The 23,592-nt window shown below is 63.1% G+C and carries 19 protein-coding genes and 1 tRNA gene; 10 read left to right on the plus strand and 10 right to left on the minus strand.

Going from position 1 to position 23,592, the window contains the following annotated elements:
* Nucleotides 1-69 precede the first annotated feature (69 nt).
* The 4 genes from AADJ04_RS06690 (at nt 70) to AADJ04_RS06705 (ending at nt 2,407) form a co-directional block, all read left to right on the plus strand.
* Nucleotides 70-234: a DUF1328 domain-containing protein gene (locus AADJ04_RS06690; protein ID WP_044399472.1), complete on the plus strand. Its 165-nt coding sequence runs from the start codon at nt 70-72 to the stop codon at nt 232-234.
* A 66-nt stretch (nt 235-300) separates the two neighbouring features.
* Nucleotides 301-693, plus strand: a complete 393-nt coding sequence (locus tag AADJ04_RS06695; RefSeq protein ID WP_142083701.1) for a DUF883 family protein — start codon at nt 301-303, stop codon at nt 691-693.
* Nucleotides 694-832: 139 nt separating this feature from the next.
* The gene (locus AADJ04_RS06700) at nt 833-1,150 is read left to right on the plus strand and encodes a BON domain-containing protein (RefSeq protein WP_044399434.1); all 318 of its coding nucleotides are present in this window, start codon (nt 833-835) and stop codon (nt 1,148-1,150) included.
* Between the two features lie 147 nt (nt 1,151-1,297).
* Nucleotides 1,298-2,407 carry a putative zinc-binding peptidase gene (locus tag AADJ04_RS06705; protein WP_142083703.1) on the plus strand — a complete coding sequence of 370 codons (1,110 nt, stop codon included), beginning with the start codon at nt 1,298-1,300 and terminating at the stop codon, nt 2,405-2,407.
* Between the two features lie 584 nt (nt 2,408-2,991).
* Here AADJ04_RS06705 and AADJ04_RS06710 read toward each other — a convergent pair.
* The 5 genes from AADJ04_RS06710 to AADJ04_RS06730 all read right to left on the minus strand — a co-directional run bounded on the left by AADJ04_RS06710 (nt 2,992) and on the right by AADJ04_RS06730 (nt 8,336).
* The gene (locus tag AADJ04_RS06710) at nt 2,992-4,941 is read right to left on the minus strand and encodes an alkaline phosphatase PhoX (RefSeq protein WP_142083707.1); all 1,950 of its coding nucleotides are present in this window, start codon (nt 4,939-4,941) and stop codon (nt 2,992-2,994) included.
* A gap of 440 nt (nt 4,942-5,381) precedes the next feature.
* A complete protein-coding gene (locus AADJ04_RS06715; RefSeq protein ID WP_066782885.1) occupies nt 5,382-6,206 on the minus strand; it encodes a BPSS1780 family membrane protein in 825 nt (274 codons plus the stop codon).
* Nucleotides 6,207-6,390: 184 nt separating this feature from the next.
* Nucleotides 6,391-7,341, minus strand: a complete 951-nt coding sequence (locus AADJ04_RS06720; RefSeq protein WP_341239139.1) for a homoserine kinase — start codon at nt 7,339-7,341, stop codon at nt 6,391-6,393.
* 111 nt (nt 7,342-7,452) lie between these two features.
* Nucleotides 7,453-7,812, minus strand: a complete 360-nt coding sequence (locus AADJ04_RS06725; protein ID WP_341239140.1) for a hypothetical protein — start codon at nt 7,810-7,812, stop codon at nt 7,453-7,455.
* A 104-nt stretch (nt 7,813-7,916) separates the two neighbouring features.
* Nucleotides 7,917-8,336 carry a hypothetical protein gene (locus tag AADJ04_RS06730; protein ID WP_066695244.1) on the minus strand — a complete coding sequence of 140 codons (420 nt, stop codon included), beginning with the start codon at nt 8,334-8,336 and terminating at the stop codon, nt 7,917-7,919.
* A gap of 142 nt (nt 8,337-8,478) precedes the next feature.
* Between AADJ04_RS06730 and polA the strand changes: the two genes are divergently transcribed.
* The 5 genes from polA (at nt 8,479) to arsA (ending at nt 17,291) form a co-directional block, all read left to right on the plus strand.
* Nucleotides 8,479-11,277: a DNA polymerase I gene (polA, locus tag AADJ04_RS06735; protein ID WP_341239141.1), complete on the plus strand. Its 2,799-nt coding sequence runs from the start codon at nt 8,479-8,481 to the stop codon at nt 11,275-11,277.
* A 279-nt stretch (nt 11,278-11,556) separates the two neighbouring features.
* Nucleotides 11,557-12,963, plus strand: a complete 1,407-nt coding sequence (locus AADJ04_RS06740; protein WP_341239142.1) for an SIR2 family protein — start codon at nt 11,557-11,559, stop codon at nt 12,961-12,963.
* 69 nt (nt 12,964-13,032) lie between these two features.
* Nucleotides 13,033-13,920 (plus strand): glutathione-dependent disulfide-bond oxidoreductase, encoded by an 888-nt coding sequence (yghU, locus tag AADJ04_RS06745; protein WP_341239143.1) that lies wholly within the window; start codon nt 13,033-13,035, stop codon nt 13,918-13,920.
* A 566-nt stretch (nt 13,921-14,486) separates the two neighbouring features.
* Nucleotides 14,487-15,323, plus strand: a complete 837-nt coding sequence (locus tag AADJ04_RS06750) for a ZIP family metal transporter (RefSeq protein WP_341239144.1) — start codon at nt 14,487-14,489, stop codon at nt 15,321-15,323.
* A gap of 123 nt (nt 15,324-15,446) precedes the next feature.
* A complete protein-coding gene (arsA, locus tag AADJ04_RS06755) occupies nt 15,447-17,291 on the plus strand; it encodes an arsenical pump-driving ATPase (protein WP_341239145.1) in 1,845 nt (614 codons plus the stop codon).
* A gap of 184 nt (nt 17,292-17,475) precedes the next feature.
* On the opposite strand, the gene AADJ04_RS06760 is transcribed toward arsA, so the two are convergent.
* The 5 genes from AADJ04_RS06760 to AADJ04_RS06780 all read right to left on the minus strand — a co-directional run bounded on the left by AADJ04_RS06760 (nt 17,476) and on the right by AADJ04_RS06780 (nt 22,278).
* Nucleotides 17,476-17,552, minus strand: a tRNA-Met gene (locus AADJ04_RS06760).
* 27 nt (nt 17,553-17,579) lie between these two features.
* Nucleotides 17,580-18,359: an enoyl-CoA hydratase gene (locus tag AADJ04_RS06765; protein ID WP_338820574.1), complete on the minus strand. Its 780-nt coding sequence runs from the start codon at nt 18,357-18,359 to the stop codon at nt 17,580-17,582.
* A 90-nt stretch (nt 18,360-18,449) separates the two neighbouring features.
* Complete coding sequence (locus AADJ04_RS06770; RefSeq protein WP_341239146.1) at nt 18,450-20,258, minus strand: peptidase M61; 1,809 nt, start codon at nt 20,256-20,258, stop codon at nt 18,450-18,452.
* A 72-nt stretch (nt 20,259-20,330) separates the two neighbouring features.
* On the minus strand, nt 20,331-21,059 hold the full coding sequence (locus AADJ04_RS06775; RefSeq protein ID WP_198846939.1) for a DsbC family protein: 729 nt from the start codon (nt 21,057-21,059) through the stop codon (nt 20,331-20,333).
* Nucleotides 21,060-21,144: 85 nt separating this feature from the next.
* Nucleotides 21,145-22,278, minus strand: coding sequence for an FAD-dependent monooxygenase (locus tag AADJ04_RS06780; protein ID WP_341239147.1), 1,134 nt, complete (start codon nt 22,276-22,278; stop codon nt 21,145-21,147).
* A gap of 125 nt (nt 22,279-22,403) precedes the next feature.
* Between AADJ04_RS06780 and AADJ04_RS06785 the strand changes: the two genes are divergently transcribed.
* The gene (locus tag AADJ04_RS06785; RefSeq protein WP_341239148.1) at nt 22,404-23,285 is read left to right on the plus strand and encodes an MOSC N-terminal beta barrel domain-containing protein; all 882 of its coding nucleotides are present in this window, start codon (nt 22,404-22,406) and stop codon (nt 23,283-23,285) included.
* Nucleotides 23,286-23,592 lie beyond the last annotated feature (307 nt).

Consider the following 23,592-nt stretch of genomic DNA (forward strand, 5'->3'; position numbering starts at 1 on the left):
CCTTTCTGGCACCGATCCAAGGTGTCGCCCACTGCTGGCAATGCGCCGGCGCATTTTTGGGAGATGGTCATGTTGCACTACGCAGTCGTTTTTCTGGTGATCGCTCTGGTCGCCGCAGTCTTCGGCTTTGGTGGCATTGCTGCCGGTGCCGTCGGCATCGCCAAGATCTTGTTCTTCGTCTTTGTGGTCATGGCCGTCGTCACCTTCGTGGTCGGCCTGCTCAAAAGGGGTTGACGCCTTAGCCACCCGAGTGGTCTGAGCCTCTCGCCCTTGGTACCCATCTCAATACAGGAGTGACCCATGAGTAAAGAAAACATCAAAGACATCGCCCCCACAAAGCTTCGCAACCTGTCTGATGACGTGCTGCAAAGTGCGGAAGAGGCTGTGAAAGCAACGCACGACAAGGCCGACCAATTGTTTGATGCCGCCGAAGGTGGCGTGCGCCAGCTGCGTGCAGAGGCCAGCCCCGTCATTCAAGACCTGGCCGCACGGGCCCAGGACATCGCCACGCGCAGCATTGACTGCTGCGCCCAGGCCAGCGACCGCGCACGCCGCCAGTTGCACGAGGTGTCTGAAGCCACTACTCGCTACGTGGCCCAGCAGCCTGCCAAGTCGATGGCCATTGCGGTGGCCTCGGGCGCAGCCATCGGTGCCCTGGCACTGTGGCTCTCGCGCCGCCCGTCAGCTCGCTGACACAGGTTTCCCCAGGATTCGGCGGTTTAGCGATCGTTCGGATTCGCCTCAGTCCCGTGGTTGCGGAGGGTGCCATGGAGCCCGGGATTGATTTTTTTGCCAGCACCCGCGTTCGACTCACTTTAAAGAAGGAAATACCATGAAATACGCACGTGCTCTTGCTTTTGCCGCGATGGCTGGCGCCACCATCCTGACAGCCACTGGCTGCTCGGTGGCCCGCGAACAGCAAACCGTCGGCGCCTATATGGACGACGCCGGTATCACCACCGCCGTGAAGGCGAAAATGGCTGAAGACAAGACAGTCTCTGCCACCGCCATCAGCGTGGAAACCTTGAACGGCACGGTTCAGTTGTCGGGCTTTGCCAAGTCGCAAGCTGAAAAGAACCAGGCTGAAAACATTGCACGCAACACCAAGCATGTGCGTGAAGTGCGCAACAGCATTGTGGTGCGCCCCTGATGTCTTGACGAGCGGGGTGTGACGGGTGGACAGCCCACCATCACGCCCCAGCTCTCGCAAACCCAAACCTCCGCCTGCCCAGCAGCCGGAGGTTTTGTTTTTGGGGTCCACCCCCGCCTGCGCTCCGCAAGGGGTAAGCTCTGTCTCATGCGCGTCTTCAATTGCGACCACTGCGGTCATCTGGTTTTTTTTGACAGCGTGCAATGCCTGCATTGCGGCAATACGCTGGCTTTTGCGCCTGACCAGCTCACCATGGCCACGCTGGCGCCTGCGCCGCAGGACGGGGCTGGGCTGTGGCGCCGCATGGGCGAGCGGGGTGGCAGTGCTCCCACAGGCAAGCTCTATCGCATGTGCTCCAACCGCGCGGCCTACGGGGCCTGCAACTTTGCAGTGCCTGCGAATGACTATTCGCCGCTGTGCGTGTCCTGCCGCCAGACCAGGGTGTTGCCGGATTTGTCCGAGCCCGCCAACCTGGGGCGCTGGCAACAGGTGGAGTCTGCCAAGCGGCAGTTGTTCTACACCCTGGCCCGGTTGGGGCTGGAGCCCGTGCCGGGCAGGGCCGGCCCGGTGTTTGAGTTCCTTGCTGACTGGCCGGGTGGCCCACAGGTGCTGACGGGCCACCAGGGCGGCACCATCACCCTGAATGTGGCCGAGGCCGACGACGACGAGCGCGCCCGCCGCCGCATCGCGCTGGGCGAGCCCTACCGCACTCTCATCGGCCATCTGCGGCATGAGTCAGGCCATTTCTATTGGGACCAGCTGGTGCAAGGCGGTGCCCGCCTGGAGGAGTTCCGCCGCGTGTTTGGCGACGAGCGCGCTGACTATGCCGCGGCGCTGCAGGCGCATTACGCCAAGGGGGGGGATGTGGGGCCGTGGGCTGAGCGGCATGTCAGCGCCTATGCCTCTGCCCACCCCTGGGAAGACTGGGCCGAGACCTGGGCCCATTACCTGCACATGGTGGATTTGCTGGAGACGGCCGCCAGCTACCAGCTGGGCGTGACGGTGCCCACGCCGCCATCCGGCCCCCAGCCCGCCATGCGCCACACCGTGTCAGACCCCTTTGGCAGCCCCGCCCCCAGTTTTGACGACATGGTGGGGCAGTGGGTGCCAGTCACCTTGCTGCTCAATAGCCTGAACCGCAGCCTGGGCCAGAGCGATGCCTACCCCTTTGCCCTGTCTGCCGGGGCCATGGTCAAACTGCGGTTTGTGCATGACTTGGTGCAAGCGGTGCGGCAGCCGCCTGCACAGGCTGCCTGAAGACTGTTTGCTATTAAAAACATAGCTTCTTGCGCTTTCTGAATAAGCGCTAGAGGCCTTTTTTATTCAAATCCCTGCGCCCACACCCAGTGGTTGTCCACGCGGGCCGCTTGCAGCTTGCCTTCATGCGCTACGCGCAGCGGGGTCGTAGTGGAGGCGTTCACCATCCATGCCCACCAGCCCCCTCAAATCGGTCAGTACTTGGCTGTTGAAAGTGTGATCCGGCTAGCGGTGATCTGCCGCTTGCCAACGCCAGTGTGGTGTGGGCTGGATATCAGTGCACCAACCAATCGCACGGACGAGAGGCTGCGGCCACGGCAGGCCATCGACCCAAGTAGCGCCATGTCCGGCGTGGCTTTGATGAAAGGTTTTGTGCTGATGGGGCTGCCCCAAGTGTGCTCGGGGCGAGGGGTAGCAAGAAGGTACGCGCGGCATACGAGCCAAAGCGGAAGGCGGTGCGGCTGTGGGTGCTGGGTATGGTGATGCCATGTACGCCAGTAAAAAAGCCAGCAGGGCTATGCAGACCGGCTGGCTTTTTGTTGCGCCTTTTGGCGTGCCCCTTGGGTCGGGGCAAGTCCTGAGCTTCAGACCATTTTCATCTGGCTGGGGGTGCCGGTGATGTAGCCTACGGCCGCACCCGACTTGTTCTTGTAGTTGGCGCGGATCATCGGGTCCAGCGTGTCTTTGACGACGTTATGGATGCTGCCCCAGTCACCCGCGTGCTGGAAGTTACTCATGATGTAGGTCCAGCCATTGATTTCGTCCACGGCGTGCAGGCCGGTGGACTCGCTGCCCGAGGGGATCGACATCACGCGCGACAGCTGCTTGGTGTCCACGTTGTAGGCCCACAGGAAGTTGTTGACGTGCTGGCTGCTGTCTTCGCCGATGAACAGGGTGCGCATCTTTTCGGAGAACTTGAGGTTGTCCGGGTTGGCGATGTTGTTGGGGTTGGCGGTGTTGCCCAGGGCGTCGGCGGTGATGTCCTCACCGGCCAGCAGCACCTTGGTGTCCACGGGCATCCATTCGCTGTTGATGGTGCCGCCGGCGGTGTCCTTCTGGCCACCCTTGAGGTTCAGCGCCATCACGGCGCCGGCCACCAGTTGCTTGGGCACCGAGATGCCGTTGCCCGGCACGTTGGCGGCATTGCCTGCCACCATGGACGACTGGACGTTCTGCAGCGCAGAGTAGGCAATCTTGTCCTTGGCGTTGACCGTGGTGCCTTCCATCTTGGTGAAGCCCAGGCTGGCGCCGAGGTAGGCGGCGTAGCGGTGGGTTTCCAGGAAGGCAGCGGCCTTTTCCATGCCAGGGTTCAGCTTGATCCACTCGGTCTTGCCGTTGGCCACGATCTTGGTGTAGCTGGCATCGGCCGGGTCGGTGGTCTTCACGGTCATGATGTCCGTGGGCTTGAGCGTGTTGGCCAGGTTCTCGATCTCGGCGCTGGTGGCCGAGCCCATCTTGATCCAGGTGAGGGGCGCGGCCGTGCCCACCTTGGGGTCGATGGAGAAGCCGCTGCCCACCTTGGCCACGTACAGAGTGCCGGACGACAGGTCTTTTTCCTTGTCGGCCACGAACACGAAGTAGCCGCTGTTGGTGGCGTCGTCGCCCATCAGCGCCGTGCGGTTGTCAGGCATTACCTGCACCAGTTCATGCGAGATGCGGCCCATGCAGAAGTGCTTCTTGATGCTGGCGGTGCCGTCAGGGTTCACCGTCACCTCGGGCATGTGTCCGTAGTGGTAGGGGTTGGCCTTGGTTTCGTCGCCAAGCAGGTTCTTGCTGTAAGCCTTGAACATGGCGTTGCTGGCGATGCTGAACGCATCGGGTTCGTATTCTTCGCTCGACAGGTGGGTGCCCCAGGGCGACAGGCTCGCGCCGCAGGTGATCCACAGGCCGTGCACCTTGGAGGTGTCCACGTTGTGGTACTTCACCAGGCTCAGCTTGCCGGTGGTCTGGTCCTGGTCCAGCGTCAGCACGGCAATGGGCGAGGGCAGCTTGCCGTACATGTCGGTCTTGCCGTCTTGTGCCCAGGTGGTGTATTCAAACTGCACCACGGCAAACACGGCCTTGCCCTTGAGGCCGGTCACGGTGGGGTTGGCCACGGTCAGCAGCGAGGTGCCGTCGGGCGAGTCCGAGAAGTACTGGCGTTCCTTGCCAGCCACCGTGGCGTCGATGATGGGCTTGTTGTTGATGTCGTAGTAGCCACCCGACAGGATGGTGCCGCCCTTGCCGTCGGACACCATGTCGCCCGTCACGAAGAACGGCTGGTAAGCCAGCTGGTACGAGCGTACCGAGTCGTCGCTGAGCTTGATGTTGAGCGTGGAGCCCACGGTGGTGGTGGCCATGGCAGCGGCGTTGGCCAGGGTGGGGGCTGCCATCGAAGTAAAGCTGGCGGAAACGAAGCTGGCAGTGGTGCCGTCGTCACCACCGCCGCAGGCTGTCAAAAAGGAGGTGGCAGCCGTTGCGCCCAGAGGGAGCATGGGAACCCCTGCCAGAAATTGCAGTGCTTTGCGGCGGGTGGTCAGCGAGGATTGGGACATGTCTTGATATTTCCAGTGGGGTATTGCGTTGCTGCAGACCACGCCACATCGGACCCAGTGGGCCAGGCACTGCGGTCGGTGGTCATGATCACCAGCCCGCGATGCTAGAAATTTGTTGTGACAGTTCGTTGATGCTTTTGTGACGTTTGCGTGAAAGGTATGGGCCGTTCATGGCAGCGCGTATGCACACGCGGTACCCTGGCAAGCCGCCTTGAGGGGGATAACAAATTTCGCCTGATACCAAGGTCGGTGCCTTTCGCCCCTCAAACTACCGCAGATGCACTGGCTGCTGGTGCTGGAGTGCTCCGTAAGAACTGTGGGCAACGTGAGCTGGCGAAACGGGGCACGCCGGTGATATTTCTGTGCAGCTAGGCCTGCGCAGCCAGCCTGCCGCCTGCACTTGCCGAAGGCTGCGATGTCGGTGCCAGCGCAGTTCGTTTTCAGTTCAGCCCAGCAGTTGGTGGCGTGGGCGGGGTGGTGTCAGGGTGCAGCAGGCTCTCGGGCGGCTCAAAGCAATCCCGGAAGATGAACACCGCGCAGCTCAGGATCATCGTGGCCATCATCATGGCAGCGCCCATCAGCAGACTGCCCACGCCTTCACCCCCCAGGCCCAGCAGCAGCGAGACGATGCTGATCACCAGCGCGCCCAGCACGCCAATGCCCAGCCAGCTGAACAAGAACACCAGGCACGCCCCCACGTTGCGCACGCAGGCCATCAGGCTGAAGAACAGGGCTTTCACGGGTGGCACACCGTGCCAGTGCACCAGGCCCGGCGCGTGCCAGAACAGCAGGGACAGGGGCAGCGACAGCACGGTGGCCGTCCACATGGCTTTCTGAAAGCTGGGGTCGGACGCCATTTGCGCCGTCACGGGCGTACCGTCCATGTAAACCTGGGCGAAGCGCCCGCCGTCCACCAGGGCCGAGAGTGCCATGATGCCCAGAAAGCCCGCGGCATACAGCGCACCCAGCAGCAACATGTGGCGCAGGTGCTGGCGGCCTTTGCGGAATGTGATCAGCAGCAGGGCCGGGGTGGGTGTGTGACCCTGAATCGACTCCCCCGTGGCCACCATCATCGCCAACGTGACGGAGGGCAGCAGCACCAGCGAGGCGATGTTGCCCAGCACAGGCACGCTGGCCAGCAGCGACATGGCCACAAAAGAGAGGAAGAACAGCGCTGCCAGGGCCAGGGGCTGGCGCCGGAAGGCCTGGATGCCCAGCTTGACCCAGGTGAATCCGGTCTGGGCAGGAACGATGTGGAGTTTCATGGAATGGGTGGTGGTGGGTTCTGGCGGGCCAGGGCGGCTCAGCGCGCGCCAGGGCGTGAATTTACCCCAGGGGCGTGCGCCAGGTCAGGGCGAAGGGCTATGGGCGGTGCGCCACGCACCCACCCCGGGGCAGCCCGGCAAGCTCCGGGCTGGCAAAGTGGCCTGCACCGGCAGGTGCAGCGCCTCAGGCGTGCACGGGGTTGGCAATGCGGCCCTGCAGCACCCGCTCGAAATGCGTGGGGTCGTGCGGCTTGAGCATCGACGCCTCGCGCGGCAGGTAAAAGTCCCACAGGCGCGATACCCACAAGCGCAGGGCGCCCGCGCGCAGCATGGCGGGCAGCAGCTCGCGCTCGGCCGCCGTGAGCGCGCGCACCGACTGGTAGGCCGTGAGCATCGCCGCAGCGCGCTCTGCATGGTGTGCGCCCGTGGGCAGGTCAATGCACCAGTCGTTCAGGCACACGGCCAGGTCGAACAGCCAGGTGTCCACGCCCGCAAAGTAAAAGTCGAAGAAGCCGGTGAGGGTGTCTTTGGCAAACATCACGTTGTCGCGGAACAGGTCCGCGTGCACCGGGCCGCGGGGCAGCGCGGCGTAGCTGGACGAGGCCGCCACATGGTTTTGGTAGGCCAGTTCCGACTGCAGCAGCGCTGCCTGGGCGGCGTCCAGGTGCGGCAGCACCACGGGCACGGTTTCGTTCCACCAGGGCAGACCGCGCAGGTTGGGCTGGTGGCGGTCGTAGTCGCGCCCCACCAGGTGCATGCGCGCCAGCATGGCGCCCACGGCCGCGCAGTGCACGGGCTCGGGGGCCAGCTGGCTCTTGCCGCGCAGCTTGCTCACCACCGCCGCGGGCTTGCCCGCCACGGTGTGCAGGATTTCGCCGTACTTGTCGGCCCGGGGCTCGGGCACGGGGATGCCGCCGTGCGCCAGATGCTTCATCAGGTGCAGGTAAAACGGCAGTTGCTCAGCCGTCAGGCGCTCGAACAGTGTGAGCACGAATTCACCCTGCGTGCTGGTGAGGAAGTAGTTGGTGTTTTCAATCCCGCCCTCAATGCCGCGCAGTTCGACCAGCTCGCCAATTTGCAGGCGGCGCAGCACTTCGCGTGCATCTTTTTTGGAGACTTCGGTAAAAACGGCCATCGTTCAGCTCAGCGGGGGAAAAGCAGGGGCGGGGGAAAAGGGGCAAGCCAAAGCCAGGGAGGTTGGCTCCGGCGCCAGCAATGCAGCACGGGCACAGGCGCCCGCGCGGGTTCAGAACTTCATCACGTTCCAGACGCGGGGCGCGGTGTTGGTTTCAGCACCGCTGTTGCTGCCGCTGCGGCTGCGTGCGCCGTCGGGCGACTTCACTTCGTAGGCGGGCATGTCGCTGCCCTTGGGCTGCACGTTGATGCTTTGCGTTTGGCCGCCCACGCGCAGCTCGTCCACACGGCTGCCGCCGTCTTCCACGCGAATGCGTTCAGCGCGCTGGTTGCCACGGCCGCCAAGTTGCTCTGGATTTGATAGCTGCTCGCGCTTTTCCAGATTGCCCTGGGTGGCATTTTGGTTGATATTTTGGGCCAGCAGGGGGCTGGACGCCAAGCCCAGCAAGAGAAAAAGTTGAAGTGCGCGCATGGCGCCGATTGTAGGCGGGGCAGGCTGCGCGCCTGGGGGCAGCGGGCAGAGCCAGTGTTTGCTTGCCGCTGCTGTGTGGCGCGCTGGGTGTAACCGTCAGGCCATCAGGGGTGCTTGGGGCACACGCCCGCTTCGCACGGCACCGTGCGCTGCGCAATGAAGGCGCCAAACTTCTTGCCCAGCTGCCCCATCTGCACGCACACATCGCCGCGTGCGTCAAAGGCATAGCCCTGCTGGCCCGAGGCGTTGAGCAGCTCCACCTTGGCCAGTGCCAGTTTGGCGAACTGGTCGGGGTGGTGCCACTGCTCGGCGCAAATGTTGTGGAAGACGAAGGTCGAGTACACCAGCTCGCTCACGGCGGGCTTGTCCATCTGCAGCCGCAGCACGCCGTTGTCCAGTTGCGCAGATTTGATTGCGTTGCCGCGCAGCGACTTGTTCAGTGGCGCGGGCAGGTGGTTCAGATCCGTCTCAGCCACCGCCAGGGTGCACGCAGCGCTGAGCAGCAATGCCAGCATTTTTTTCATGGTTGACCTTTGTCCGTTGAACTGCCTCAGCAGCGGGTGGCGAAGTGCCAGCGCCGTGGGGCGCGTTATTTTGCCGGCTTTCGGGCCCCGCGCCGCTGCCAAGCGCCTGCGGTGGCTGGCGGTTCGTGTGCACAATCCGTGCATGACTGACAAAAAGACCCTGGTGCTGGTGGATGGCTCCAGCTACCTCTACCGCGCCTTCCATGCCATGCCCGACCTGCGGGCCGTGCCGGGCGACCCCACAAGCCCAGCCACGGGTGCCATCCGCGGCATGATCAACATGATGCAGGCCCTGCGCAAAGAGGTGGTGGCCGACTACGCTGTGTGCGTGTTCGACGCCAGCGGCCCCACCTTCCGCGACGCGCTGTACACCGAATACAAGGCCACGCGCTCGCCCATGCCCGACGACCTGCGCAGCCAGATCGAGCCCATCCACCAGGTGGTGGACCTGCTGGGCTGGAAGGTGGTGGCCGTGCCCGGCGTGGAGGCCGACGACGTCATCGCCACCCTGGCCCACACGGCCGCCGCGCAGGGCATCGAGGTCATCGTCTCCAGCGGCGACAAAGACTTGAGCCAGCTGGTCAACGAGCACATCACCATCATCGACACCATGAGCGGCAAGCGCCGCGACGTGGCGGGCGTGACGGCCGAGTTTGGCGTGCCCCCCGCGCTGATGGTGGACTACCAGGCCCTGGTGGGCGACACCGTGGACAACGTGCCCGGCGTGACCAAGGTGGGCCCCAAAACCGCCGCCAAGTGGCTGGAAGAATATGGCTCGCTCGACAACCTGATTGCCAACGCCGACGCCATCAAGGGTGTGGCGGGCAACAACCTGCGCGAGGCCATTGCCAGCGGCCAACTGGCCCTGAGCCGCCAGCTGGTCACCATGAAAACCGACTGCGCGCTGGCCGACTACATCCCCGGCCTGCCCGCGTTTGATGACATCACGCTGGATGCGCCTGACAACGAGGGCTTGCTGCCGTTCTACGAAAAATACGGCTTCAAGGGCCTGGCCGCCGCCATCAAAGGTGCATCGGCTCCAGCGGCTACAGCCCCCACCGTCGCCATGCCCGGCCAAAGCGGCGACCTGTTTGCCGACCATTCCGCCAGCACCGTGGCCGAGGAAGCCCAGCATCGCACGGTGGTGTACGACACCATCCTCAACTGGGCGGACTTTGACCAGTGGCTGGAGCGCCTGCACAAAGCCCCGCTCACGGCCATCGACACCGAGACCGATTCGCTGGACGAGATGCGCGCCCAAATCGTCGGCATCAGCTTCAGTGTGCAGCCCGGCGAGGCCGCCTACATCCCCCTGCGCCACGAAGGCCCGGATGCGCCCGCGCAATTGCCGCTAGACGAAGTGCTCGCCCGCCTCAAGCCCTGGCTGGAGAACCCCAAGCACCCCAAGCTGGGCCAGCACATCAAGTACGACCGCCATGTGTTCGCCAATCATGGCATCGAGGTGCAGGGCTACGCGCACGACACCATGCTGCAAAGCTACGTGCTCGAAGTGCACAAGCCCCACAACCTGACCAGCCTGGCCGAGCGCCACACTGGCCGCAAAGGCATCAGCTACGAAGACCTGTGCGGCAAAGGCGCGCACCAGATCCCGTTTGCGCAAGTGCCGGTAGACAAAGCCGCTGCCTACTCGTGCGAAGACTCCGACCAGACCCTGGACGTGCACAACGCTCTGTGGCCACTGCTGCAGGCCGACGACAAACTGCGCTTCATCTACGAACTGGAGATTGCGAGCAGCGAGGCCCTGTACCGCATCGAACGCAACGGCGTGCTGATTGACGCGCCCACGCTGGCCGCGCAAAGCCACGAACTGGGCCAGCGCATCCTGCAGCTCGAAACCGAGGCGTATGAGATTGCCGGCCAGCCCTTCAACCTGAGCAGCCCCAAGCAGCTGGGCGAAATCTTCTTCGACAAGCTGGGCATGCCCGTGATCAAGAAGACCGCCACCGGTGCCCGCAGCACCGACGAAGAAGTGCTGGAAAAGCTGGCCGAGGACTACCCCCTGCCCGCCAAGCTGCTGGAGCACCGCAGCCTGGTCAAGCTCAAAGGCACCTACACCGACAAGCTCGCCCAACTGGCCCTGCCACGCACCGGCCGCGTGCACACGCACTACGCGCAGGCCGTGGCCGTCACAGGCCGCTTGTCCAGCAACGACCCCAACCTGCAGAACATCCCCATCCGCACCCCCGAAGGCCGCCGCGTGCGCGAGGCCTTTGTGGCCCCCGCAGGCCGCGTGATTGCCAGCGCCGACTACTCCCAAATCGAGCTGCGCATCATGGCCCACCTGAGCGGCGACCACTCGCTGCTGCACGCCTTCCACGCCGGGCTGGATGTGCACCGTGCCACCGCCGCCGAAGTGTTTGGGGTGGAGGTCGATCAGGTCACCAGCGAGCAACGCCGCTACGCCAAGGTCATCAACTTTGGCCTCATCTACGGCATGAGCAGCTTTGGCCTGGCCAAGAACCTTGGTATCGAGACCAAGGCCGCAGCCGCCTACATCGACAAATACTTCCAGCGCTACCCCGGCGTAAAGCAGTACATGGACGACACCAAGGCCGCCGCCAAATCCATGGGCTATGTCGAAACCGTGTTTGGCCGCCGCCTGTACCTGCCCGAAATCAACTCCCCCAACGGCCCCCGCCGCGCCGGGGCCGAACGCGCAGCCATCAACGCGCCCATGCAAGGCACGGCGGCCGACCTCATCAAGTTGGCCATGGTGGCCGTGCAAAAGGAGCTGGACGCGCACAAGCCGGACATCCAAATGATCATGCAGGTGCACGACGAACTGGTGTTCGAGCTGCCCGAGAGCGAGGTGGACTGGCTCAAGACCCACATCCCGCGCCTGATGGCGGAAGTGGCGGCGCTGAAGGTGCCGTTATTGGCTGAGGTGGGGGTGGGGGCTAATTGGGATAAGGCGCATTGAGTTGGGGCATATGCAGAAGGCTAAAGATCAATGTTTTTAACCTCCAGCCCCTGCGCGGTAAGCGCTGTTAGCCATCAATCTTGATGCGCTTACTCGCCTCTACTTTCTCACTGTTCTGCAGCATTCGGATTGTTGGCTGATGCGGGCCTTAAGCTCGCTGTTAACTAGGGGTGCGGAGTTGTTCCTCAATCAAATGAACAAGATTAGAGAGTCAGTTTTCGCCCGAATGAATCTAAACACCGGTTCATGAATACTTTGTGCAATAGGAGGACGTAAGCGATGCCAATGGACTACAAGCAGTATCAGGAAGAGGTGACGGCCGATGTTGCGAAGATCATCGCCGATGCTAGTTGCCAACCAATCCTTTTCATCGGTTCTGGTTTCACTAAGCGCTACGCTAAAGGCCCGAATTGGCCGGAACTTCTTGGGATGCTCGCCGAGATGTGTCCTCAGATAGACAAGGATTTTGCGTACTACAAGCAGGCCTACGGCAATGATCTGATGAAGATCGGCTCAGTGTTTTCGCAGCTGTACCACGAGTGGGGATGGAACGCTGGCAAGGAAAATTTTCCGCCCGAGTATTTTGCGGCGAATACTCCAAGCGATATTTTTATCAAACACGCTATTGGGGAAATCCTCACAGGTCTCGGTCCTGACGAAAATGGTTCATATGGTTCCGAGGAGCTTGACGCAGAGATTGCTGCTTTAAAGGCGATCAGCGCTCACGCAATCGTCACTACAAACTACGATGAAGTGATAGAGCCATTGTTTCCGGGCTACGAGCGCGTCATAAGCCAGCAGATTCTTCGTAAGCCATTTCTTGCGATCGGTGAAATTTTCAAAATTCACGGGTGTATTTCATGTCCCGAAAGCATCGTGATCAATGAGGCAGATTACGTGCGTTTTGAGGAGGATCATAAATATCTAAGCGCTAAGCTGCTTACGTATTTTATTGAGCATCCATTGGTTTTTATTGGTTATCGAGCCAATGATCCGAATATTAAGAAAATTCTTTCCGACGTAGACAGAATGGTTAGGGCGCAGGAGTACGAACTGGTTCCTAATATCTACATTCTGGAATGGGACCCAGATCAGAATGAAGCCTCATACCCGCCGCGCGATAAAGTTTTGGCTGTAACTGCTGATCGCAATATCCGAATTAAAAGTATTACTGCGGCTTCGTTTGAGTGGGTATTTAAGGCGTTTGGTCAAGCAGGCAACCTTGCCAAAGTTGATACCAAACTTCTGCGTGCACTGATGGCTCGTGCCGTTGACTTGGTGCGCTCAGATATTCCAAAAAAGCAGGTCGAGATCGACTTCAAGATGCTTGAGCACGCTGTTGAGACGGGTGAAAACTTCGCTAACTTGTTTGGCGTCACATCTATTGGTGATTCATCCAAGATCAACCTAACGCACAGATATGTCATCAGCGAGGTCTACAAAATGCTCAACCTTCCCAGCTGGAAGCGTGTCAACGATTTAATCAAACAGATCGAAGATGAGACAGGCGTGAATATTAAGAGCTATGACAACAAGTATCACGTGAATGTAAGGTTTGGTGTGGCTGAAACCAGTAAGTCTCACAAGTATTCGGACGCGTTCATCGACTTGCTCAAGAAGGTGATCGCTGGTCAGCCTTACAAGGTGGATGCCGACGAAATCATCGTCGCTGGAACCGGAGGGTAGCTCGACCTCACATGCGATGAATTCTTAGTTGGCGTACCTATCGCCCTATTTGATTACCCATGGAGCCCCATGTCTAACAACCCCACTCCCTACACCCCGCCCGCCATCTGGCAATGGAACAAAGAAAACGGCGGCCAGTTCGCCAGCATCAACCGGCCCATTGCCGGGGCTACGCACGACAAAGAGCTGCCCGTGGGCAAGCACCCGCTGCAGCTCTATTCGCTGGGCACGCCCAATGGCGTGAAGGTGACGGTGATGCTGGAAGAGCTGCTGGCGCTGGGCCACAGCGGGGCGGAGTACGACGCGTGGCTGATCCGCATTGGCGATGGCGACCAGTTTGGCAGCGGGTTTGTGGGCATCAACCCCAACTCCAAGATTCCGGCGCTGCAAGACCGCACTGACCCTGCCAACCCCGTGCGGGTGTTTGAGTCCGGGGCCATCCTGATGTACCTGGCCGAGAAGTTTGGTGCCTTTTTGCCCAAGGATGGCGCGGCGCGGTCCGAGTGCCTGTCTTGGCTGTTCTGGCAGATGGGCAGTGCGCCGTTTGTGGGGGGAGGGTTCGGGCATTTTTATGCCTACGCGCCGGTCAAGATCGAGTACGCGATTGACCGCTATGCGATGGAAACCAAGCGCCAGCTGGATGTGCTGAACCAGCGCCTGGCCGTGACGGAATACGTGGCGGGCAACGAGTACACCGTGGCCGACATGGCGATCTGGCCCTGGTATGGGCTGATGGTGAAGGGTGAGGCTTATGACGCGGGGGAGTTTTTGCAGGTACATGAATACCCCCATGTGCTGCGCTGGGCCGAGCAGGTGGGCCAGCGCCGCGCCGTGCAGCGTGGCCGCATGGTGAACCGCGTGCGCGGCGATCTGGCAAGCCAGTTGCATGAGCGGCACGACGCGAGCGACTTTGACACCAAGACGCAGGACAAGCTGACGGCCAAACAGGCGGCCTGAAGCGGGCGGCCCGCCTGGGCTGGGGGGCTGCCGAATTGGCTTTGTGCATGAAAACGGCTGCTGGCGCTTGATAATCAAGCGCCAGCAGCTATCTTTTTTTTTGATAGTGATGGAATGGGTGGCGATGGCACCGCTGCGATGTGTGGTGTGCCGCAACCGCCATCACGCAACTGCCTTGGGCCGCACTGCGCGGGCTTTGACAGGGAAAAGGGAGGCACACTGGCTGCTGAAAAAAAGTGTTGAAAAAGTTCTGCAGGGCCTATTGACACGATTGCTAAGATGAAATAAGCCCTCGCCAGCGGCTTTGCTGCAGCCAAGGTTTTCGAATTTGTGGTGCCCTCAAACGCCGCGCACTTTTCACGCCAACCACCGCTCCTGCCGCTGCAACGGCGCAGCGGAATGCGGCTTGCAGTGCGCGCAGGCCTGGTTCAAAACAGATGACGCAGTTCACGCTTCACCAGTGGTTTGCCAAGGGCTGCCCTGGCGTGGTCAGCGAAGTGGGCTGGGGGTGTGCAGATGTTTAATAAAAAATGCCTCTAGGGCAATACTGATAAGCGCTAATAGCTATGACATTGATGGCAATCTTGATCGCCACGCTGGCTGCGGGCATAGGCAGCGTGTGGGCTGCAGCACTGTTGATGCGTATGGGCCTGGGTGGGCGCCACGATGGCGTGGGCCCGCAGCACCTGCTCAGCCTGGCCGCAGGGGCCTTGCTGGCCACAGCCTTCATGCACTTGCTGCCCGAGGCGTTTGAGAGCCAGGCGGGCGCGCACGACCTGTTCGCCACCTTGCTGGTGGGGGTGGTGTTTTTCTTTCTGCTGGACAAGGCCGAGCTGTGGCACCACGGGCACGAGCACAGCCATGCAGAGCCAGCCGCGCACGACGCCCACCATGACCACCACGGCCATCACCATGGGCATGACCATGGCCACGCACACCACCACGGGCCGCGCGCGGGCGGCTGGGCGCTGCTCACGGGCGACAGCGTGCATTGCTTTGGCGACGGCATTCTGATCGCGTCGGCCTTCATGGCCGACATGCGCCTGGGGGTGATTGCCGCCGTATCGGTGATGGCGCACGAGGTGCCGCACCACATGGGCGACCTGGTGGTGCTGCGCCAGAGCAGCGCCAACCGGCGCATGGCGCTGCTGAAGGTGTCGCTGGCCGGAGCCGTGACCGCGCTGGGCGGGGCGGTGGGCTACTTCCTGGTGGGGCAGTTGCAAGACTTTTTGCCGTACTTCCTGGCAGTGGCGTCCAGCAGCTTTGTGTACGTGGCGCTGGCCGATTTGATTCCCCAGTTGCAAAAGCGGCTCACGGCGCGCGAAACCATCGCGCAGATTGCCTGGCTGATCGCCGGAATGGTCGTGGTCACGATGGTGAGCGGGGTAGCGCACAACCATTGAGCGGCGGCAGGCCCGGGCCGCGCAGCGCCGCGGCTTTGACGCAGGCCAATGTGCATTTGCAGCGCTGGGCCACGGCGGCCTTGGCAGCGCGACAAAGCCACGCTGTTGTGCCATGCTGGCGGCATGAACGCCGCAGCCGCTTCCACTTCTTCCCCTTCCTCACCCGCGCGCCTGGGCTTGCTGGCCCAGCCCACCCGCTTTCTGTTCTTCACCGGCAAGGGTGGTGTGGGTAAAACCTCCTTGTCGACCGCCACCGCCATTGCGTTGGCAGACGCCGGGCGGCGCGTGCTGCTGGTGAGCACTGATGCAGCCTCCAACCTGGATGAAATGCTGGGCGTGCCGCTGTCCAACCAGCCGGTGCCCGTGCCGGGTGTGCCGGGGCTGAGCATGCTCAACATCGACCCCGACAACGCCGCCGAGGCCTACCGCCAGCGCGTGCTGGCGCAACTGGAGGCCACGGCCACCGAAGACGAGCGCGCCACGGTGCGCGAGCAGCTCTCGGGCGCCTGCACCACCGAAATCGCCGCGTTCGATGAATTTGCCGCCCTGCTGGCCAGCGAGGGGGCGGATGCCGACCACACCTTCGACCATGTGGTGTTTGACACCGCGCCCACCGGCCACACGCTGCGCCTGCTGAGCTTGCCCAAGGCCTGGACGGGATTTTTGGCGGGCAACGACCGGGGCGCCTCCTGCCTGGGGCCGCACTCGGGGCTCAAGATGCAGGAGGCCCGCTTCAACGCAGCCCTGGCGGCGTTGAGCAACCCTGCGCTGACCACCGTGGTGCTCGTCACCCGCCCCGATCCCCGCCCCATGCAAGAGGCCGCCCGCACCGCCGTAGAACTGCGTGCCCTGGGGCTTGCCAACCAGCGCCTGGCCATCAACGGCGCGTTTCACGCCAGCCAGCCGGGGCAAGACCCGGTGGCCGACGCCATCGAGCGCCTGGGCCGCGAGGCCATGGGCCAGATGCCTGATGCCCTGGCGCAACTGCCGCGCGACGAAGTGCCCCTGCGTGCCTTCGATACCGTGGGCCTGCCAGCCCTGCGCGCCTTGCTGGGTGGGGATGTCGTACCCCCCGCTACGCCAGCGGCTGCGGCTGGCGCCGCTTTGCAGGCCGAACCGCTGGCCGCCCTGGCCGACGCACTGGCTGCCAAGGGCCACGGGCTCATCATGGTGATGGGCAAGGGCGGTGTGGGCAAAACCACCATTGCCGCTGCCCTGGCCGTGGGCCTGGTTCAGCGGGGCCACAGCGTGCACCTCACCACCACCGACCCGGCAGCCCATGTGCAAAGCCAGCTCGACGGCAGCCTGCCCGGGCTGAAAGTGGGGCGCATCGACCCCCGGGCCGAAACGCAGGCCTACATCGACAAGATCATGGCCACGCGCGGCAAGGCTCTGGATGACGCAGGCCGCGCGCTGCTGCTGGAAGATTTGCAGTCGCCCTGCACCGAAGAGGTGGCCGTGTTCCATGCCTTCAGCCGCGTGGTGAACGAAGCCCGCACGGCCTTTGTGGTGCTGGACACCGCCCCCACCGGCCACAGCCTGCTGCTGATGGACGCCACCGGGGCCTACCACCGGCAGATGACCCAGCAATACCAGGGCAGCGCCGGTGGCGCGATGGCCAAGCACATCATCACCCCGCTGATGCGCCTGCAAGACGCCGACATAACCCATGTGGTCATCGTGACGCTGCCCGAGGTCACGCCCGTCAGCCAGGCCGCAGCGCTGCAGGAAGACCTGCGCCGCGCCCACATCGAGCCTTGGGCATGGGTCATCAACAAAAGCGTGGCCGCCACGGGCACTTCTGATCCGCTGTTGCAAGCCCGCCTGGCGGGTGAGCAAAAGCAGTGCGAGCGCATAGAGCAGGGCCTGGCCCAACGCACCTTCGTACTGCCCTGGCTGACCGAGCCACCCGTGGGGGTGGAAGCTCTGGGTGGGCTGGTCACTGCGGATGGTTTGCTATCTCATTGATAGCTGCTGGCGCTTTCCACGTCTGGCTTGGAGGCCGAAAACGCTTGAAACAGTAGGCAGCCCTCTGAGCCTGCGAAGGGGTTCAGCCGCACATTGCTACGCAGTGCATGCGTCGGGGGCCGCCGCAGCAAAGCGGGCCAGAAACAAAAAACCCTGCGTGGCGTACCATGCAGGGTTTTTGATTTGGTGGTGGTACCGGGACTTGAACCTGGGACATCAGCATTATGAATGCTGCGCTCTAACCAACTGAGCTATACCACCGAAGCCTCAAATTATAGACCAAAAAAATCACTGGTGCACAAAATTGGCTTTGCGTTTGCCCAGGAAGGCGTCCATGCCTTCTTTTTGGTCTTGCGTGGCAAACAGTGCGTGGAACAGGCGGCGCTCAAACATCACGCCATCGGCCAGCGTGCCTTCAAAGGCGCGGTTCACCGATTCCTTGGCGGCCATCACGGCGATCTGCGAGAAGTCCGCAATGATGAGAGCGGCGCCCAGGGCCTCGTCCATCAGCTTGTCGAACGGCACCACGCGGCTCACCAGCCCAGCGCGCTCGGCTTCGGTGGCGTCCATCATGCGGCCCGTCAGGGCCATGTCCATGGCCTTGGACTTGCCCACGGCGCGTGGCAGGCGCTGTGTGCCGCCCGCGCCGGGGATCACGCCCAGCTTGATTTCGGGCTGGCCAAACTTGGCGTTGTCGGCGGCGATGATGAAGTCGCACATCATGGCCAGCTCGCAGCCGCCGCCCAGCGCAAAGCCGCTCACGGCCGCGATCACGGGCTTGCGGATGCTGCGAATGGCTTCCCAGTTGCGGGTGATGTAGTCGCCCTTGTAGGCATCGGCAAAGCTGTACTTGGCCATGGCGCCAATGTCGGCCCCTGCGGCAAAGGCCTTTTCGCTGCCGGTGATGATCATGCAGCCGATCTTTTCGTCGGCATCAAACGCCTTCAGGGCTTCGCCCAGCTCGTTCATGAGCTGGTCGTTCAATGCGTTGAGTTGCTTGGGGCGGTTGAGCGTGATGATGCCAACCTTCTCGCCTTCGGTGCGCACTTCAATGGTTTCGTAGGCCATGTTGTCTCCTGGTTTGGGGTTTTGAAATGGGGGCTGGTTCAGTCCAGCAGGGCAGCCGTTGACTATATCCAAGCAGCTTGCACCTTGCTGTCACGCAGCGCCGGCCAGCCAACGGCTGACGGCGGCAGTGTCTGTGGCGGTCAGGTTCACGGTGTCTGGCGCAGGCTGGCGGCGTGACTTGCCCTGGGCCACGCTACCCGGTGGCACCGCAGCAGGCAGGGTCAGGGGCAGTTCCAGCAAACGGCCGTCGCGCGCCACCACGGCCACCAGTTGGGTTTGGGGACCGGCGTAAAACGCCACATCGTCGAGCTTGTTGATGCGCCAAGCCTGGGTTTTCACCCGCAGGCCAAGCCATTCGTCACCCGCAGCAAAACCAGCCTGTTCGGCCGCGCTGCCGCGCAGCACGGTCTTGATCTGCACACTGTGGTTTTCTGCCACCCGAATGCCCAGGCGCTGCGCAAGCTGGGCAGTGTCGGGCTTGAGGGTCACGCCGTGTGCGGCCAGCAAGGCGGCCAGCGGCAGCTCGTCGGTGCTGTGCACCCACTGCGCAATTTCGGTGGCGTAGCTGCGCCCGGTCAGCTCCTCCAGCACGGTCAGCAAATCTGCTTCGCTCATGGGGCCTGCCTTGCAGCGGCTCCACAGGCCACGCATCACGTCGTCCAGCGTGGCCTTGCCGTGCTGGCGCAGGTGCAGGTCCAGGCACAGCGCCACCAGCGAGCCTTTGGTGTAGTAGCTCACCGTGGCGTTGGGGGTGTTTTCGTCCTGGCGGTAGTACTTCACCCAGGCATCAAAGCTGGCTTGTGCCACCGTTTGCACCTGGCGGCCAGGCGTTTGCAGCACCTGGTTGATAGTCTTGGTGATGAGCTTGAGGTAGGTGGCGTCGTCAATCAGGCCCGCACGGCGCAGCAGCAGGTCGTCGTAATAGCTGGTAAAGCCCTCGAAGAACCACAGCAGCTGCGTGTAGTTTTCCTGGTCGTAGTCGTAGCCGGCAAACTCGGCGGGGCGCAGCCGTTTGACGTTCCAGGTGTGGAAATATTCGTGGCTGATGAGGCCGAGCAGGGTGGTGTAGCCCTCACTCTGGCGTGCCTCGCCCTGGCGGGGAAGGTCGCGGCGCCCGCAGATCAAAGCAGTGGAGTTGCGGTGTTCCAGCCCGCCGTAGCCGTCGTTCACCGCGTTGAGCATGAACAGGTAGCTGGTAAACGGGGCCTTGCCCTGGCCGTGCCAGAAGCGAATGGCGGTTTCGCAAATTTTCTGCGTGTCGGCCAGCAGCCGCTGGCCGTCAAACGATGGCGCGGCCCCGGCCACCACGAAGCGGTGGGGCACACCGCATGCGGTGAACTTGCCCACCCAGAAGTCACCCATTTCCACGGGGCAGTCCACCAGTTCGTCGTAGCGGGCTGCGGCGTACAGGCCAAAGCCTTTTTTATCGACCTTCAGCGCAGCCAGCCCGGTGGCCAGGGACCAGGTGGGCGCTGCCGGGGCAGATACCTCCAGGGTGTGAGGTTGCTGCTCTTGCCCATGCACGCGCAGGCACAGGCTGGTGCCGTTGAAAAAGCCGCGCGATGCATCGAGCCAAGCCGTGCGCACCGAGTTGTCGTAGGCGCACACTTCGTAGGTCAACACCAGGGGCGTCTTGCCGTGGCAATCGGCCACCCAGGTGTGCTTGTCGGTCTGCTGCAGACTGACTTCGCGCTTGCCCTGGCGCGCGCGCAGGTTTTGCAGGTTTTTTGCAAATTCACGCACCAGGTAGCTGCCGGGAATCCACACGGGCAGCGACACCGTTTGCTGTGCCTGGGGCTGGGCAATGGTCAGAGTCACCTGAAACAAATGCGCCTGCAGGTGGGCTGCAACCACCTCGTAGTGGACGCCCGCGCGGGCGGCGGCTGGGGGCTTGGGCATGAAAGCTCCTTGGTCGGGGCAGGGGCTGAAATGGCGTGCTAGCGGCCATGCGCCAGCGCCCAGCCCTCAGGTTCAGTTGGCGCTGGGGGCTTCGCCTGCCACTTCGGCCAGGCGTTTTTCCACTTCTTGGGCGCTGATGGCGCCGGGCACGCGCGAGCCATTGGCAAAAATCAACGTCGGGGTGCCGGTGATCTTGTGCTTGCGGCCAAAGGCCAGGTTGCGCTGGATGGCGGCGGTGTCGCAGCTGGCGGCGGCGGGCACCTTCTCGCGCACCATCATGTCTTGCCAGGCGGCCACGCGGTCTTTGGCGCACCAGACGTTGCGGGACTTTTCGGCCGAGTCGGGGCTCAGGATCGGGTACAGGAACAGGTACACCGTGATGTTGTCCACGTTCTGCAGGTCGCGTTCGAAGCGCTTGCAATAGCCGCAGTTGGGGTCTTCAAACACGGCCACCTTGCGTTTGCCGTCGCCGCGCACGATGGTGAAGGCATCCTTCAGGGGCAGCTCCGAGAAGTCCACGGCCGTGAGCTTGTTGATGCGGTCTTCGGTCAGGTTGCGCCGGGCCTTGGTGTCAAAGAGTTCGCCCTGGATGACGTAGTTGCCCTTGGCGTCGGTGTAGAACACGTCAGTGCCAATGCGCACCTCGTACAGGCCCTGCATGGCGGTGGGCCGCACTTCGTCGATCTTGCCCATTTGCGGGATGCGTTCGGCCAGCGTTTTGCGGATGGTGGATTCTTGCGCCTGGGCCGACAGGCCGAAGGCCAAAGTGGCCGCAGCCAGCAGGGTAGGGATGAGTTTCATAACAGATGGAATCAAAAGTTGGCTGGCTGCCGCTTTGCGCGTTGCGCGCTAGCGCGGCGTCGGTTGCTGTCGGAGTGCGCGGGCGTCAATGGGTTCCCATGGCCTGGCGGACGATCCAGTTTTTGAGAAGGCCGTTGCGTTCAAAGCCGCGCATCCCCCAGTTGCGCAGGGTTTGCAGCGGGTTTTCGGTGCGCGAAAACAGCTGCTGCAGCCCGTCGGTGGCCAGGCTCATGGGCAGCATGGCGGCCTTGCGCTCGCGTTCGTAGCTGCGCAGCAGGCGCATGTCGGCCACGCTGCGCCAGTAGTCGCGGCCATGCAGCACACGGGCCAGGGTCTGGGCATCGGCCAGCCCCAGGTTCAGGCCCTGGCCTGCCAGGGGGTGGATGTTGTGGGCCGCGTCGCCCGCCAGCACCCAGCTGTGCGGGGTTTTGCCAGGGCTGGGCAGCGGGCCGCACCAGCGGGACGCCTGCGCCTGCTGCAGCGGCCACGAAGAGCGGGCGGAGGTGAGTTCGAGCCGCCCCAGTGCGCCCTGGCTGGCGGTTTCGAGCTGCTCGGCAAACGCTTCGGGCTCCAGCGCCAGCAGCGGGGCGACTTGCTCGCGGTCTACCGACCAGACCACGGCCACCGACCGACCCTCTGGGCCATCCAGCGGCAAGAAGGCGAGGATGCCATCGGGCAAAAACCACTGCCGGGCCACCTGGCCGTGCGGGTGTTCACATTCCAGCCGGGTGGCGATGGCGTTCTGTGTGTAGGGGGTGACTTCGAAATCCACGCCGAACTCGGCCCGGGTGCTGCTGGCGCGCCCTTCGCACACCACCGTCAGAGCGGCGTTCACGGGGGCTTGCACCACCTCTACCTGGGGCTGGTAGCGCACGGCTTCGGCCAGACGTTGCTCCAGGGCAGGCACGTCCACAATCCAGGCCAGCGCCTCGGCGCCCTGGGCGGCTGCGTCGAAGTGCACCGCGCCATCCTTGTCGCCAAACACGTCCATGCGGGCTACGGCCGTGGCGTGCTGTGGGTCGGGCCAGCTGCGCAACGATTCAAGCAGGGTGCGGGATGCGGTGTTCAGTGCGTACGCGCGCACATCGGGTGCGGCGGCAGCCTGCGGTGTGGGGTTGGCTACCAGTGCCACACGCAAGCGCTCGCGTGCCAGCAACAGGGCCAGGGTGCGGCCGACGATGCCGGCCCCACGGATACAAATGTCAAAGGTGTGCGCCATGCGGGCATTGTAGGAGCGCACTGACGACCACAGGCGCGGTGCAGAATCTCCGACTTTGCGGTGCGCCGCAGGCAACCAGCCAGACCAGGTGGCACGAACGAATCAATCAAAGGGAGTGTGGGGCCGTGTCTTTAGAAACCGAATTCGATGTGACAGGGATCATTGCGCGGCTGTTTATCTACCCCGTGAAATCGTGCGCCGGTATCGAGGTGCAGGAGGCTGTGCTGACCGAAACAGGCCTCGACCTGGACCGCGCCTGGATGGTGGTGGATGCGCAGGGGCATTTTCTGACCCAGCGCACCTTGCCGCGCATGGCCTTGATCCGCCCGCAACTCAAATCCTCTGAAATGGTGCTGCGGGCACCGGGCATGCTGGCATTGCATGTCGCTCTGGACCTGGTGGAAGGCCCGGCCACGGTCACTGTGTGGGATGACACCGTGCCCGCGTGGGACATGGGCGCCCTGGCGGCGCAGTGGTTCAGCGATTTTCTGGGGCAGCCGTGCCGCCTGGTGCGTTTTGACCCGGCACACCTGCGCCTGTCCAGCAAAAAGTGGACGGGTGACCTGGATGCGCACACCCAGTTTGCCGACGGGTTTGCGGTGCTGGTGACGAGCGAGGCCTCCATTGACGACCTGAACGAGCGACTTGTGGCCAAGGGGCACGAGGCGGTGGGCGTGGAACGTTTTCGGCCCAATGTGGTGCTGGGCGGTGTGGACGCCCATGACGAGGACCGCATCGACGGTGTGCACATTGCCGTGGGGCAGGGTGACGAAGCCGACACCGCAGAGCTGCGCCACGTCAAGCCCTGTGCCCGCTGCCCGATTCCCAACATCGACCCGGCCACCGCGCAAAGCAGCCCTGCCGTGAGCGATACGCTGAGCACCTACCGCAGCGACAAGCGCCTGGACGGGGCCATTACCTTCGGCATGAATGCCGTGGTGGCCCGTGGGGCAGGCCAGGTGCTGCGGGTGGGCCAGCGTTTTGGCGCCCATTACTGTTTTGACTGAGGGCATGCTGTGCCGCACCCGCTGAGCGAGGGGTGGGCAGGGCGCGGCGGTCCAAGGCCTCTGTGCCCCCTTTCTGCGCCCGGGAAGCCGCTGGCATAAAATCACGCCCCCGAGGCTCACGGGCGCGTGGCGCCCACCCCAGGTTTAGAGCGTGTTATGCATTTTTACGTACCCACGTTGGACCCTGAGGTTAGTGATCGCAAGGCACGGACTGCTGGCAAGGCTCAAGCCTTGGCAAGGTCTGCAACGCCGCGAGCGCTAACCTCAGGGCCCAACCCTCCGGGAAAGCCGGAGACAGGCCCGGCCA

It is taken from the genome of uncultured Acidovorax sp. (assembly GCF_964021665.1).
GTDB classification, from domain to species: domain Bacteria; phylum Pseudomonadota; class Gammaproteobacteria; order Burkholderiales; family Burkholderiaceae_C; genus Acidovorax; species Acidovorax temperans.

Excerpts from the sequence above, each read along its gene's own strand:
- AADJ04_RS06690 (WP_044399472.1), top strand. The coding sequence starts at position 70 with ATGTTGCACTACGCAGTCGTTTTTCTGGTGATCGCTCTGGTCGCCGCA.
- AADJ04_RS06695 (WP_142083701.1), top strand. The coding sequence starts at position 301 with ATGAGTAAAGAAAACATCAAAGACATCGCCCCCACAAAGCTTCGCAAC.
- AADJ04_RS06700 (WP_044399434.1), top strand. The coding sequence starts at position 833 with ATGAAATACGCACGTGCTCTTGCTTTTGCCGCGATGGCTGGCGCCACC.
- AADJ04_RS06705 (WP_142083703.1), top strand. The coding sequence starts at position 1,298 with ATGCGCGTCTTCAATTGCGACCACTGCGGTCATCTGGTTTTTTTTGAC.
- AADJ04_RS06710 (WP_142083707.1), bottom strand. The coding sequence starts at position 4,941 with ATGTCCCAATCCTCGCTGACCACCCGCCGCAAAGCACTGCAATTTCTG.
- AADJ04_RS06715 (WP_066782885.1), bottom strand. The coding sequence starts at position 6,206 with ATGAAACTCCACATCGTTCCTGCCCAGACCGGATTCACCTGGGTCAAG.
- AADJ04_RS06720 (WP_341239139.1), bottom strand. The coding sequence starts at position 7,341 with ATGGCCGTTTTTACCGAAGTCTCCAAAAAAGATGCACGCGAAGTGCTG.
- AADJ04_RS06725 (WP_341239140.1), bottom strand. The coding sequence starts at position 7,812 with ATGCGCGCACTTCAACTTTTTCTCTTGCTGGGCTTGGCGTCCAGCCCC.
- AADJ04_RS06730 (WP_066695244.1), bottom strand. The coding sequence starts at position 8,336 with ATGAAAAAAATGCTGGCATTGCTGCTCAGCGCTGCGTGCACCCTGGCG.
- polA (WP_341239141.1), top strand. The coding sequence starts at position 8,479 with ATGACTGACAAAAAGACCCTGGTGCTGGTGGATGGCTCCAGCTACCTC.
- AADJ04_RS06740 (WP_341239142.1), top strand. The coding sequence starts at position 11,557 with ATGCCAATGGACTACAAGCAGTATCAGGAAGAGGTGACGGCCGATGTT.
- yghU (WP_341239143.1), top strand. The coding sequence starts at position 13,033 with ATGTCTAACAACCCCACTCCCTACACCCCGCCCGCCATCTGGCAATGG.
- AADJ04_RS06750 (WP_341239144.1), top strand. The coding sequence starts at position 14,487 with ATGACATTGATGGCAATCTTGATCGCCACGCTGGCTGCGGGCATAGGC.
- arsA (WP_341239145.1), top strand. The coding sequence starts at position 15,447 with ATGAACGCCGCAGCCGCTTCCACTTCTTCCCCTTCCTCACCCGCGCGC.
- AADJ04_RS06765 (WP_338820574.1), bottom strand. The coding sequence starts at position 18,359 with ATGGCCTACGAAACCATTGAAGTGCGCACCGAAGGCGAGAAGGTTGGC.
- AADJ04_RS06770 (WP_341239146.1), bottom strand. The coding sequence starts at position 20,258 with ATGCCCAAGCCCCCAGCCGCCGCCCGCGCGGGCGTCCACTACGAGGTG.
- AADJ04_RS06775 (WP_198846939.1), bottom strand. The coding sequence starts at position 21,059 with ATGAAACTCATCCCTACCCTGCTGGCTGCGGCCACTTTGGCCTTCGGC.
- AADJ04_RS06780 (WP_341239147.1), bottom strand. The coding sequence starts at position 22,278 with ATGGCGCACACCTTTGACATTTGTATCCGTGGGGCCGGCATCGTCGGC.